The sequence below is a fragment of the Nocardioides rubriscoriae genome, assembly GCF_008087085.1.
GTDB lineage: Bacteria > Actinomycetota > Actinomycetes > Propionibacteriales > Nocardioidaceae > Nocardioides > Nocardioides rubriscoriae.
In genome coordinates this window covers 516,718-529,443 of record NZ_VIYJ01000003.1, presented here as the reverse complement: position 1 = coordinate 529,443, position 12,726 = coordinate 516,718, and the positions used below count along the sequence as shown (strand labels likewise).

Sequence of the window (12,726 nt, the reverse complement as noted above, 5' to 3'; positions counted from 1 at the left end):
GCCTCAGTCCTGGTCGAGACGGATCACGGTCACGGTCTCGCCCGCGGCCACCGCCGTGACGTCCTCGGGCACCACGATCAATGCGTCGGAGGCGGCGAGGTCACCCACCAGGTGGGAGCCCGAGCCCCCGACGGGGGCGACCTCGGTGACGGTGGTGCCGTCGGCGCCGACGGTGACGACCCCGCGCAGGAACTGGCGGCGTCCGGGCGGCGAGGTCACGGCGTGGGTGAGCCGCGCCCGGACCGTGGGCCGCGACTCGGGGGTCAACCCCATCATCCGGCGCAGCGCGGGGCGCACGAACATCTCGAAGGAGAGGTACGACGACACGGGGTTGCCGGGCAGGGCGAAGAACGGCACCTCACGGGTGCCGTGGAGCACGTGGCCGAAGCCCTGCGGCTTGCCGGGCTGCATCGCCAGGCCGCCGAACCACACGGTGCCCGAGGGCGTGAGCGCGGCCTTGACCACGTCGTAGTCGCCCATGGAGATGCCGCCGGAGGTGACCACGAGGTCGGCGCGCCCGACCTGGTCGTCGAGCGCGGCGAGGAAGGCCTCGGGCTGGTCGGGGACCAGTCCGACGCGGAACGGCACGGCGCCAGCCCGGCGGGCGGCGCCGGCCAGGAGGTAGGAGTTGCCGTCGTAGATCGCGTCGTCGTCGCGTCCGGCCTCCATCGCGACGCCGGGCTCGCGCAGCTCGGAGCCCGTCGAGACGATGACGACGCGCGGGCGCGGCCGCACGCGGACGGCGGAGCGCCCGACCGAGGCGAGCAGGCCGAGGTGACGGGGGCCCAGGGCGGTGCCGACCTCGACGAGCAGGTCGCCCTCGGCGACGTCCTCGCCGGCGTAGCGGACGTGCTGGCCGGCGCTCGCGGCCCGGTCGATGCGCACGTGGTCGGCGCCGCGGTCGGTCCACTCGTAGGGCACGACGGTGTCGGCGCCGGCGGGCAGCGGCGCCCCGGTCATGATCTTGGCGGCGGTGCCGGGGGCGAGCTCGCTGACGGGGGTGGGCGACTGGCCGGCCCCGATGTCGCCGACGACCGGCAGGGTCACCGGGCTGTCGGAGCTCGCCGTGACGATGTCGGCGGCGCGGGCGGCATAGCCGTCCATGGCGGAGTTGTCGAAGCGCGGCAGCCGCAGCGGCGAGTGGACGTCCTCGGCGCAGGCCAGGTCGAGCGCGTCCATCAGCGGCTGCTGGAAGTCGGGCAGCGGGTCGACGGCGTCGAGGATGACGGCGACATGCTCGTCGACGGTGCGCAGGCGGTCGCTCATCAGGACTGGAGCACCGTGCCGGTCGGGACGCGGTCGGCGTCCTTGGCGTCGATCGCGACGTCGCCGACGACCTGGACCCCCTGGCCGAACGTGACGTCGCCGCCGACCTTGAACGAGGTGGCCCTGGCCAACGAGGGAGCCCCCTCGGGGAAGCGCCGGTCGAAGTCGCCGACGAGCTTGTAGTGGGCGCCGTCGAGGTCGACGAACGGCACCTCGGCGGCCACCTGGTCGAGCACGAAGTCGGTGCCGATGTCGTAGACGTCGGAGCGCAGCACCAGCAGGTCATTGGTCGTCTTGACCGGCACGAACCGGTCGCGCCCGACCTCGATGAGCAGCGAGCCGTCGAAGACCTCGATCGCCGCACCCATGGCGGTCTCGACCTGGATCACCTCCGGCGTCGAGGGGTCGCCCGGGTCGACGGTCTTGACGTTGCGGATCAGCGGCAGGCCGAGGATGCCGTGGCGCTGGTCGAGCGCGGACTTCATCGCGGCGAGGTCGAACCACAGGTTGTTGGTCGAGCAGAACCGGTGGCGCTCGAGGTCGGCCAGCGACGCCTGGTCGGCGGCCGGCACCTGGGCGCTCTCGCGCAGCACCAGCCGGCCGTCGCTGCGCCGCCGGGCGAAGTGGCCGCCCTTGCGGTCCGACGCCGTACGGCGTACGGCCTCGATCGCGAACGGTGCACCCGAGGAGGCGAACCAGCCGGCGACCCGCGGGTCGGGCACGGCGCCGAGGTTGTCGGAGTTGGAGACGAAGACGTGCTTGAAGCCGCGCTCGAGGAGCAGGTCGATCAGGCCGGTGCCGCGCATCGCGGTGTAGAGGTCGCCGTGGCCGGGCGGGCACCACTCGAGGTCGGGGTCGGCGGGCCACGACACCGGCGAGAGGTCCTGGGCGAGGAGCTTGGGCTCCTTGTTCTGCAGGAACTCCAGCGGCAGGCCGTCGACGGCGAGGCTGTCGTAGCGGCTGAGCGCGGCCATCGTGTCGGCGGAGGTGCGGAACGAGTTCATGAAGATCAGCGGCAGCGTCGCGTCGTGCTCCGCGCGCAGGTGGAGCACCTGGCGCGCGATGATGTCGAGGAACGACAACCCCTTGCGCACGCACAGCAGCGACTTGGCCCGACTCATGCCCATCGAGGTGCCGAGGCCCCCGTTGAGCTTGATCACGACCGTGTGCCGGATCGCCTCGGCGGCGACCTCGTCGTCGACCTCCACGTCGGCCAGCGACGGCATGTCGACCGGGTCGATCATCGACTCCGGGACCATGCCGGTCTCACCGTGCTCGAGGAGGCGGAAGTAGTGCGCGAACGTGTCGATCGCGACCTCGTCGACGCCGGCGTCGACCATCTTCTCGCGTGCCCTCTTCAGTGCGGGACTACCCATGCGGGCGAGCCTAGGCTCCTGTCGTGCCCGCGTCACAACCCAGTCCGGCAAAGCTGGCCCTCCGCGACCAGCTGACGACCGCCCGCCACCGGCTCGCGGTGGCGGAGCTCGGGCTGTTCGCACGCGCCCTGGCCGGCCACCTGCTGGCCGCCGAGGAGGTACGCCGGGCGGCCACCGTGGCGGCGTACGTCTCGATCGGCAGCGAGCCCGGCACCTCCTGGCTGCTCGACGGGCTGCTCGACGCCGGCAAGCGCGTGGTGCTGCCGGTGCTGCTCCCCGACGGCGACCTCGACTGGGCGGCGTACGACGGCGACGCGGGGCTCGCCCCGGCCCGCTTCGGGCTCCTCGAGCCCACCTCGCGCCGTCTCGGTGTCGACGCGATCGGCACCGCCGACGCGGTGGTCGTCCCCGGCCTGGCGGTCTCGCCCACCGGCCTTCGCCTGGGCCGCGGCGGTGGCTCCTACGACCGCGCGCTGGGCCGCGTGCCGGTCGGCACCTTCACCTGCGTGGCCCTCTACGACGACGAGGTCGGCCGCGACGTGCCCGTCGAGTCGCACGACCGGCCGGTCACCGCGGCGGTGACCCCCTCGGGGTTGCGCCGCTTCTGAGCCCGCCCCACGGCGGTCGAGGAGCTCCCGCTGGGGAGCGTCACGAGACCACTCGACCGCAGCCGACGCCGCCAGGTCGACCGGCGGTTGCCAGGGCAACCTCCACGACCACCGTGGTGTCAGTCGGCCGGCACCAACCTCAGCGTGTCCTCGCCGGCCGCCTCGACGGCGTCGCGCGAGAAGGCCCAGGGCAGCGTCCGGCCCGCCACCATCAGGTCGGTCTGGTCGGCGTAGTGCGGGTGGAAGGCGTGACCGGAGACGCCGGTGAGGTTGATCCAGCGGGAGTCGTCGAGGTCGTCGAGGGAGACGACCATCCGCATCGACGGCGCGGTCGCGACCTCGTAGCCCTCGCGGGCGTCCCACCCGGTCGCGTCGACGATCGAGCCGCCGCCGCCGACCTCCCAGCCGCCGCGGTTGAAGAGCCGCTCGACGACCCCGATGCCCGACTCGCCGAGGGTCGCGTTGCGCAGCTCGAGGCGGTGCAGCTGTCCCCAGGTCCAGTCGTCGGGGTCGGGCGAGATGGTCGAGGTGAGCTCGTCGCGGGCGTCGAGCAGGGCGGTGCGCACGATGTCGTCGCGGGTCTCGACCTCGTCGGTGGTGACGTCGTCCCACCAGCCCTCGTCGGGGCGCTGGAGCAGGTCGGTGACCGCCGCGATCCACCGGTCACCGCCGTCGGGGCGCTGGTCGCCGGTCAGCTCGTCGTCGAAGGTGAGCTCGAGCAGGTGGCGCCACACGACGTTGAAGTAGGCGGCCGCCGCGCTCTGCGGACCGTCGGCCGGCTGGGTCTGGTCCCAGTCGTCGAGCAGCCGCTGGCCGTCGTCGTCGTACGTCGCGTCGAGGCGGGGCCGCAGCAGGTAGGGCACCAGCGCGGGCGCGAGCGGGTTGCGCACGTCGCGCTGGGTGGCGAGCGCGTCGTCGACCGAGACGGTGCCGCCGTCGGCGAGCTGGGACCCGACGAGGTCGCGAATGCGCTGCGAGCGGTAGCCGCGGTCGAAGTCGTCGCCGAGGAAGTAGGGGTAGTCGGGCCCGGTCACGGCCTGGTTGGCGGTGACGACGAAGCCCTCGTCGGGGTCGAGCACGCTGGGCAGGCCGTCGTAGGGGACGTACTCGCCGGTCCAGTCGTTCTCGGGTCGCCACCCCGCCGACGGGGTCAGGCCGTCGTTGCCCGACTTGCGAATCGGCACCAGGCCCGGGGCTTGGTAGCCGATGTGGCCCTCGCGGTCGGCGTAGACCATGTTCTGCGCGGGCACGGCGAAGTCGGCCGCGGCCGCCCGGAACGACGTCCAGTCCCGCGCCCGGTCGAGCGCCAGCACGGCGTCGGCGGTGGGCGCCGGCGTCAGCGCGGTCCACGACAGCGACACGGCGTACTCCGGCCCGTCGGCGTCGTCGGCGGCACCCCGGGGCACGTCGGCCTCGGTGGCGACCCGGGCCAGCTCGTCGTCGACGTCGCTGACGATGGGCCCGTGGGCCGTCGACCGGACCGTGATCGTGACGGGCTCGCCGCCGGCGACCTCGATGCGCTCCTGGCGCTCCTCCAGCGGCAGCAGCTCGCCGCCGTGGCGCCACTGGTCGCCGACGACCCGCTCGACGAACAGGTCGGTGACGTCGGGCCCGAGGTTGGTGAACCCCCAGGCGATGTCGGCGTTGTGGCCGATGATCACCCCGGGCACGCCCGAGAAGGAGAACCCGGCGACGTCGTAGGGGCAGGCCTCGCCGACCGTGCGGCAGTGCAGCCCGACCTGCATCCACACCCCCGGCATCGACACCCCGAGGTGGGGGTCGTTGGCCAGGATCGGCAGGCCCGTGTCGGTGTGCTCGCCCGAGACGACCCAGCTGTTGCTGCCCAGGCCGTCGCCGCGGCCGAGCCAGGCCGGCATCCGCTCGGTGGTGGCCGCGAGGCTGCGCAGCTCGTCAGCGACGTGCTCGAAGGGCGCCGGCCGCGTCGGCAGCCGGGTCGCGTCGGTCTCGGCGTCCTGCTCGAAGACGCCGTCGACGACCGCGCCCTGCGTCACGATCGGCTGGTGCTCGTCCAGGGGGTACGCCGGCCACAGCTGGGCGGCGCGGTCGGCACCGACGGCGGCTGCGGTGAGGCTGCGGTCGATCTCGTCGACCATGTTGCCGCGCAGGTCCCACGCCATCGCCTTGAGCCAGGCCAGCGAGTCGACCGCCGTCCACGGCTCGGGCCGGTAGTCGAGGCCCTGGGCGTCGAGGAGCGTGTACTCGAGGGAGATCTGGCTGGGCTGGCGGCCCTCGAGGTAGGCGTTGACCCCGGCGGCGTAGGCGCCGAGGGCCACCCGGGTGTCGGGGTCGAGGAGCGGCAGCTCGGCCTCGGCCACGCGCCGCCAGCCCATGGTGCGCACGTAGACGTCGGTCTCGAGGGCGTCGTCGCCGAACATCTCGGCCAGCCGGCCCGCGGTCGCGTGGCGGCGCACGTCCATCTCGTAGAAGCGCTCCTGCGCGTGCACGTAGCCCTGCGCGCGCATCAGGTCCTCGGTGGTGTCGGCGTAGATCTGCGGGATGCCGTGCGCGTCACGGACCACCTCGACGTCACCGGCCAGCCCGGGCACCGTGATCTCGCCCGAGGTCTGCGGGAAGGAGCGGCGCACCAGCACCACCCCGCTCGACCCGGCGACCACCACCACCAGCACCAGCACCACGGCGACGTACGCCGAGACCCGCAGCGTGCGTGGCAGCAGGCGGAAGCGCCGCCACCACCGGGGTCCGCGCGGGTCGGGGGCGGGAGTGGCGCTCGTGGTCTCCGTCATCGTGCGGAACATTCTGCCGTGCCGTAGCATTGGCACTCGTGAGGCGCGAGTGCCAACACCTCCGCCTGATGACCGTCCCACCCTCTGAGGAGCTCCCGTGCCGACTTACCAGTACGCCTGCACCGAGTGCGGACACACCTTCGAGCAGGTCCAGTCCTTCAGCGAGGACTCGCTGACCGTCTGCCCCGAGTGCCAGGGCAAGCTGCGCAAGCTGTTCAACGCCGTCGGCGTGGTCTTCAAGGGCTCCGGCTTCTACCGCAACGACAGCCGCAAGCCCGAGGGCGCGTCGGCCTCCTCCTCGAGCTCGTCGACGTCCTCCACCTCGTCGTCGGACACCAAGACCGAGACCAAGTCCGAGTCGAAGCCCGAGTCGAAGCCCGCGGCCACCTCGGAGAAGAAGTCCGAGTCCAAGCCCGCGGCGACCACCTCGTCCTGAGCCCTGTGGAGAGCCGCGGCACCGACGCCGCGGCTCGCCTAGCGTCGGGGCATGCCTGTCGACCTGAGCCGTCCGACCGCGCTGCTCGGTGACCTGCGCAGACGTGTGCTGCGCCGCCGTCGGTCGCTGGCCGCGCTGCTCACCGCGGTCGCGGTCGCCGCGACCCTGGCCGCGACGTCCCAGGCACCGCCCGCCTCGGTCCCGGTCGTGGTCGCCGCGCGCGACCTCCCGGCCGGCGAGGTGCTCGGCCCCGACGACCTGACCACGGTCGCGTTCTCCCCCGGTACGGCGCCGGCCGGCCTCACGCCCGCGGCGACCGGGCGCGTCCTCGCGGCCCCGCTGACGCGCGGGCAGCCGGTCACCGACGTCGCCCTGGTCGGCCCCGCGATGACCGGCGACCGGCCCGACCTGCGCGCCGTACCAGTGCGCCTGCCCGACGCCGGTGCCGTGGGCCTGCTCCGGGTCGGCGACCTGATCGACGTGGTGGCCACGGACCCGCAGGTCGGCGAGACCGAGGCCGTAGCCGACGCGGCTCTGGTGCTGGCGATCCCGACCGCCGACGAGACGACCGGACCGACCGGCCTGCCTGGGCGGCTCGTGGTCCTGGGGGTGGCTGACGACGAGATCGGACCTCTCGCCGACGCCGCGTCACGGTCGGTGATGACCTTCGCCTGGTCGAGCCGCTAACGTTCTGCCGCCCCCCTCTGCTCACCACTCGGACGACTAAGGAGCACCCGATGGCCGGGTTCAAGAACTTCCTCTTCCGCGGCAACCTCATCGACCTCGCCGTCGCGGTCATCATCGGCACCGCTTTCGGCACCGTCGTCACCACCTTCACCGCCTGGCTGACCGCGCAGATGCCCGACTCGGCGTCGAGCGTCTTCTCCAACCTCCCCAACTCCTTCGGCGCCTTCCTCAACGCGGTGGTCTCGTTCGTGATCCTCGCGGCGGTCGTCTACTTCCTCGTCGTGACGCCCTACGTCAAGGCCAAGGAGCGCTTCTTCCCCAGCCCGCCCCCGGGCACCCCCGAGGACATCGAGCTCCTGCGCCAGATCCGCGACTCCCTGGCCAGCAGCGCACCCGGCGGCCTCACCAAGGACTGACCCGACGCCAACGACCTCCTCGACGCACGGTGGTCGAGGAGGTCGCGCTAGCGACCGTCACGAGACCCACCCGGCCACACCGACCCCAAAACTCATCGCTCACGCTTTCGAATATGCACAACCAGGCGTAGAATTTAGCCATGAGCACCCGCACCCGGACCCGCAGCAGCGACCCGCTGCTCGAGTCCGTGCGCGCGAGCCGCGACGAGGACTCCCGCGTCCAGGTCCAGACCCTCAACGCGGTCCTGGACTGGGCGATGGTCAACACGGCCGACCCTGCTGAGACCGCAGCGTTGTTGGACCCGATGGAAGAACCGGCCCTGCACCTCGGTGGTCCCGGGTGCCCGGTGATCGGCGAGTACGCCGCCCTCGACCTCGCCCTGTCACTCGGGATGTCCACCGACGGTGGCCTGGCCTACCTCGGCAAGGCGTTGGAGCTGCGCTACCGGTTGCCTCGCCTGTACGCCCGGGTCGTGCGGCTCGAGGTGCCGGTGTGGAAGGCGTTCCGCGTCGCCGAACACACGATGTCCCTGCCTGCGGTTGGTGCCACTGACGTGGACAAGGACATCGCCCCGTTCCTGCACACCTGCTCCTGGGCGCAGGTCGACCGGGCCGTCGACGCCGCGAGGGCCAAGCACGACCCCGACGAAGCCGAACGCCGCCGCAAGAAGGCCGCCGAGAACCGTCACGCCGACGTCCACCTCGGTCACGCCAACACGGCGGGGACCGTGGAGATGACCGCCACCCTCGACTTGGCCGACGCGATCGACCTCGAAGCCGCGCTCAAGAACGGGGCCCAGGCGCTGGCCGACCTCGGGTCCACCGAGACCCTGGACGTCCGCCGCTCCCAGGCCCTGGGGGAGATGGGCCGCCACCAGCTCGCCCTCGACCTGCTCACCGGTGAGTTCACCGGTGGCACTGGTCGTGGGATCACGCTCTACGCCCACGTGGATGCCGAGCACCCCGACCTGCCCGGGTTCCTGGACAACACCTGGTCCCCGGTCCTCATCCAGCAGATCCGCGCCTGGTGCCAACAAGCCGGCACCAAGGTCACCGTCAAACCCGTCGTCGACCTCGCCACAGACCCGGTCACCGAGGCCTACGAGCCCACCGACGCCATCCGTGAGCTCGTACGACTCAGGGACCACACCTGCGTGTTCCCCGGCTGCACCAGGCGCCGCGTCGACCTCGACCACATCGTCCCGTTCTCAGCCGGTGGGCCGACGTCAGCGCACAACCTCGCCATGCTCTGCCGCCGCCACCACCGCGCCAAGACCCACTCCCGGTGGCGCTACGTGATGCTGCGACCCGGGCTCTACCACTGGACCAGCCCCACCGGCGCGACCTACCTCGTCGACCGAAGGCCCCCACCACTCCGCCCACCACGCCGACGACCCTGACCGCCCCACCGACCCCGCCCAGCACCACCACAGCGGGGTCACCGGCACGCCCAGCGGTCCTCACCCCACCCTCCGGTCGAGCCGGCAGCGCCGGTGACTGCGGTCTCGGGGCTCGGCCGCGGGCGGCCTCACACCTCGACCACCGTGGAGTCGAGCCAGCAGCGCGGGTGACAGCAGTTTCAAGACGGTCACGAGCGACCTACTCGACCTCAGCCGTGGTGCGGGGGCACCTGCGCCTTGAGCCAGGCCTCGGACGCCGACCCGGCGTCGGGGGTCTCGGGGTCGCGCTCGTCGGAGGTCGTGTCGGGGAGCACGTCGCCGAAGACCGCCGCGAGGCGGCGCTTGCGCTGCTCCGGGGTCTCGGCCGGGGTGGGGGCGGGCTGGTCGCTCATGCGCACAGACCGGCCGACGCGCGCTCCTCGGCCGTGACGGCGCCCTTGACCGGCTTGCCCCCGTTGCCGGCCTGACCCGACCCGCCGGCGGGACCACTCGCGCCGCCGTCGACGTCGTCGCCAGCGGTGATGACGCCGCTGGAGACCTTGCCCGACAGGGGCTTGTCGAGCTTGACCTTGCGCCACAGCTCGTCGGCCTCAGGCAACCACTCGACGCGGTTGGGGTCCTCGGGCGAGTACTGCCAGGGCACGGTGACGAACTTGATGTTGTCGAGCCCGATCGAGCGGAACGACGAGCCGACGCTCTCCATCTCGCGCACCGACGAGAAGTCGGTCTGCAGCGAGCGGGTGGCGGCGTCGAGGAAGCCGAGCAGTCGGTCGACGCGGGTCAGCATGCCCTTGGAGACGACCTTGTTGGCCATGGCGGCCAGGAACGCCTGCTGCCGCTTGATCCGACCGATGTCGGAGCCGTCGCCGAGCGTGTAGCGGGCGCGCACGTAGTTGAGCGCCTCCTTGCCGGCGAGCTCGCGGGTGCCGGCGGGGATGTCGATGCCGTGGGCGGGGTCGGAGATCTCCTCGGGGATGCAGACCTTGACGCCGTCGATGGCGTCGACCATGTCGCGGAAACCGTTGAAGTCGACCTTGACGTAGTTGTCGAGACGCACGCCGGTGAGCTGTTCGAACTGCTGCATGGTGCAGGCCGGTCCACCGACGGCGAAGGCCTCGTTCCACATCACGTCGTCCTCGGCGGGGATCTTCTCGCCGTCGGCCTTGACGCACTCGGGACGGTCGACGAGCGAGTCGCGCGGGATGCTCACGCCGTAGGCGAAGGTGCGGTCGGCCGACAGGTGGAACAGGATCGTCGTGTCGGACCGCTCGCCGTCACCGGTCAGGCCGTCAATGTTGTTGCCCGCACCGTCACGGGTGTCGGAGCCCATCACCAGGATGTTGAGCGGCTCCTGCGGCCCGGTCGCGACGTCGACCTTGTCGGGCCGGTTGACCAGCTGGTTGTCATAGCTCTGGTAGTCGACGTTGTCGTCGAGGTGACGCAGGAAGTAGACCGAGCCCAGCCCGATCACCAGCACGATCACCGTCGCCGCCGCCAGCAGCACGACGAGCAGCCGGTGCCGCTTCTTGCTGCGACCGCGACGCTTGGGAACGGCGGTGGCCCGTCGCGAGACAGAGGAGTCGTCGCTGCTGATGGCGTCGGTCGTGTCGGGAGCGTCGGACATGGTCACCTTGAGTTGGAGGAGGGAGCCCCATTGTCGACCGGCGCGCCGCAGGTAGCCAAACCGGGACCACCTGGTATCGGCTCCGTCCGAGACCGTCGGACCCGGTAACCTCACGACGCCGGGCCTCCAGGTCCGCTCGCCCCAGTAGCTCAGCGGATAGAGCAGCCGCCTCCTAAGCGAAAGGTCGCAGGTTCGACTCCTGCCTGGGGCACCAGATCCTCCGAACGACGTCACCGATCGGCAACCGAACGGCAGCAATCGGTGTCTCAGGGTTGCGTCGCCGCCTTCGGCGCTTACGCTTCGACTCCGCGCCACGCTGTGGCGCTTCTCACCTCGGAGGTTCCACCATGTCATTCACCCCCCGTCGACGCCGGGTGGCGTCGCTGGCCACGGCGGCCACGCTGGCCCTGGGGCTGCCGGCTCTGGGCGGCACCGTCCTGGCCGGCCCGGCCCAGTCGGCGGTCCCGGCCGCCGACTGCACCGCGCCGTTCCCCGTCGACGAGGTCGCGGTCGGTGACGAGGTCGACGGGCTGACCGTCGTCAGCGGCACCACGCCGACGGGCTTCACCGGGGACGTGCTCGGGGTCCTGGCCGACGGCATCGCGCCCGGCGTCGACATGATCATGGTCGACCTCGACATGCCGGAGTTCACCAACACCGGCGGCGTGTGGCAGGGCATGTCCGGCTCGCCGGTCTACGCCGCCGACGGCCGCCTGATCGGTGCCGTGGCCTATGGCCTGTCCTACGGCCCATCCCCCATCGCCGGCGTGACGCCGTTCGCCGAGATGGACGACTACCTCGCGGCCGCGCCCGTCCCGCGCACCGTGCCGCTGAGCGGCGCCGACGCCCGCACCGTCGCCGCGCGCGCGGGCATCACCACCGCCCAGGCCGAGCAGGGCCTGCGCGAGCTGCCGATGCCGATGGGCGTCACCGGCATCACCGCGCGTCGCCTCGCACAGCTGCAGAACCACGGCCCCGACTTCGTCGAGAAGAGCAGCTACGTCCTGGGCCGCGCGACCGCGGCGGCGGCCGGCGCCGAGACCGTGGTCGCCGGCGGCAACATCGCCGCCTCGGTCTCGTACGGCGACATCACGATGGCCGGGGTCGGCACCGCCACCTCGGTGTGCGACGGCCGCGTCGTCGGCTTCGGCCACCCGCTGGCCTACCTGGGCTCGACCACCCTGGGCCTGCACCCGGCCGACGCGGTCTACATCCAGCCCGACTCGCTCGGGTCGCCGTTCAAGGTCGCCAACATCGCCCCGCCCGTCGGCACCATCACCGACGACCGCCTGACCGGCATCACCGGCGGCTTCGGCACCCTGCCCGAGGCCGCCACGATCACCTCCGACGTCACCTACGACGGCCGGGCACGCACCGGCACCTCCGACGTCCTGGTCCAGGACTTCGCCGGCGAGGTGACGTTCTACCAGATGATCGCCAACCAGGACCGCGTCCTCGACGGGCCCGCGACGGGCTCCGAGCTGCTGACCTGGACCATCACCGGCACCGACCAGGGCGAGCCGTTCTCGCTGTCCTACACCGACCGCTGGAGCGGTCGTTACCTGCTGGAGGAGCCCTCCTTCAGCGTCGCCGGCGTCGTGGAGATCCTCAACAGCCTCGAGGGCGTCACGATCGGCTCGGTGACCGCGGCCGCCGACGTCGACGACGACCTCACGACCCACACCGTGGTCGGGATGGAGCAGCTGCGCGGCGGCTCGTGGGCCCGCATCACCAAGAAGGCCCCGGCGGTCGGGCGCCAGGGTCGCACCGTGCGGCTGCGGGTCGTGCTCGGCGGCTCGGCCGGGCGCCAGTACGTCACCCTCGACCCGATCACGATCCGCCGGCGCGCCCAGGGCGCGCTCGCACTCGTCGTCCAGGGCGGCAACGACCTCTACTACGAGTCGGCCTCCGACAGCGTGGACGCACTGCGCACGTCCCTGGCCGCCCAGCAGCGCCACGACCAGGTCCGGGTCCAGCTCGGCACGCCCAACCGGGTCCAGGAGGGCTACGGCTCCGAGGACGAGTTCTTCTTCCGCGGCCAGTCCCGCCGGCCCCGCAAGCCCTACTCGTTCGTGCAGACGGTCACCCCGGCCCCCGTGGCCCACGTGGTCGAGGGCAGCCGCCGACTGACCCTGGTCGTCCGCTGAC

General features: G+C 72.2%; 11 protein-coding genes and 1 tRNA gene. 7 read left to right on the top strand and 5 right to left on the bottom strand.

Annotated features, from left to right (window positions below; genetic code table 11):
• Nucleotides 1-3 precede the first annotated feature (3 nt).
• A complete protein-coding gene (gene glp, locus FZC61_RS09155; RefSeq protein ID WP_148613820.1) occupies nt 4-1,266 on the bottom strand; it encodes a molybdotransferase-like divisome protein Glp in 1,263 nt (420 codons plus the stop codon).
• Nucleotides 1,266-2,642, bottom strand: coding sequence for a UTP--glucose-1-phosphate uridylyltransferase (locus FZC61_RS09150; RefSeq protein ID WP_148613819.1), 1,377 nt, complete (start codon nt 2,640-2,642; stop codon nt 1,266-1,268). The genes glp and FZC61_RS09150 overlap by 1 nt, the downstream gene beginning before the upstream one ends.
• A gap of 23 nt (nt 2,643-2,665) precedes the next feature.
• Between FZC61_RS09150 and FZC61_RS09145 the strand changes: the two genes are divergently transcribed.
• Nucleotides 2,666-3,250 carry a 5-formyltetrahydrofolate cyclo-ligase gene (locus FZC61_RS09145; protein ID WP_148613818.1) on the top strand — a complete coding sequence of 195 codons (585 nt, stop codon included), beginning with the start codon at nt 2,666-2,668 and terminating at the stop codon, nt 3,248-3,250.
• A 119-nt stretch (nt 3,251-3,369) separates the two neighbouring features.
• Here the strand turns inward: FZC61_RS09145 and FZC61_RS09140 are convergent, their stop codons facing one another.
• Complete coding sequence (locus FZC61_RS09140) at nt 3,370-6,015, bottom strand: penicillin acylase family protein (protein ID WP_148613817.1); 2,646 nt, start codon at nt 6,013-6,015, stop codon at nt 3,370-3,372.
• 97 nt (nt 6,016-6,112) lie between these two features.
• Between FZC61_RS09140 and FZC61_RS09135 the strand changes: the two genes are divergently transcribed.
• The 4 genes from FZC61_RS09135 to FZC61_RS09120 all read left to right on the top strand — a co-directional run bounded on the left by FZC61_RS09135 (nt 6,113) and on the right by FZC61_RS09120 (nt 8,954).
• Nucleotides 6,113-6,451, top strand: a complete 339-nt coding sequence (locus tag FZC61_RS09135) for an FmdB family zinc ribbon protein (RefSeq protein ID WP_148613816.1) — start codon at nt 6,113-6,115, stop codon at nt 6,449-6,451.
• Between the two features lie 51 nt (nt 6,452-6,502).
• Nucleotides 6,503-7,138 (top strand): SAF domain-containing protein, encoded by a 636-nt coding sequence (locus FZC61_RS09130; protein ID WP_148613815.1) that lies wholly within the window; start codon nt 6,503-6,505, stop codon nt 7,136-7,138.
• Between the two features lie 50 nt (nt 7,139-7,188).
• Nucleotides 7,189-7,554, top strand: a complete 366-nt coding sequence (locus FZC61_RS09125) for an MscL family protein (protein ID WP_148613814.1) — start codon at nt 7,189-7,191, stop codon at nt 7,552-7,554.
• A 140-nt stretch (nt 7,555-7,694) separates the two neighbouring features.
• Entirely contained in the window at nt 7,695-8,954 is a 1,260-nt protein-coding gene (locus FZC61_RS09120; RefSeq protein ID WP_148613813.1) for an HNH endonuclease signature motif containing protein, read from the top strand.
• Nucleotides 8,955-9,163: 209 nt separating this feature from the next.
• Here the strand turns inward: FZC61_RS09120 and FZC61_RS09115 are convergent, their stop codons facing one another.
• Nucleotides 9,164-9,346 (bottom strand): hypothetical protein, encoded by a 183-nt coding sequence (locus FZC61_RS09115; RefSeq protein ID WP_148613812.1) that lies wholly within the window; start codon nt 9,344-9,346, stop codon nt 9,164-9,166.
• Nucleotides 9,343-10,578 (bottom strand): LCP family protein, encoded by a 1,236-nt coding sequence (locus FZC61_RS09110; RefSeq protein ID WP_148613811.1) that lies wholly within the window; start codon nt 10,576-10,578, stop codon nt 9,343-9,345. The genes FZC61_RS09115 and FZC61_RS09110 overlap by 4 nt, the downstream gene beginning before the upstream one ends.
• Before the next feature lie 138 nt (nt 10,579-10,716).
• On the opposite strand from FZC61_RS09110, the gene FZC61_RS09105 reads away from it, so the two are divergent.
• Nucleotides 10,717-10,792 (top strand) — tRNA-Arg (locus FZC61_RS09105).
• A gap of 133 nt (nt 10,793-10,925) precedes the next feature.
• Entirely contained in the window at nt 10,926-12,725 is a 1,800-nt protein-coding gene (locus FZC61_RS23015) for a SpoIVB peptidase S55 domain-containing protein (RefSeq protein ID WP_170286040.1), read from the top strand.
• Nucleotide 12,726: the final 1 nt, after the last annotated feature.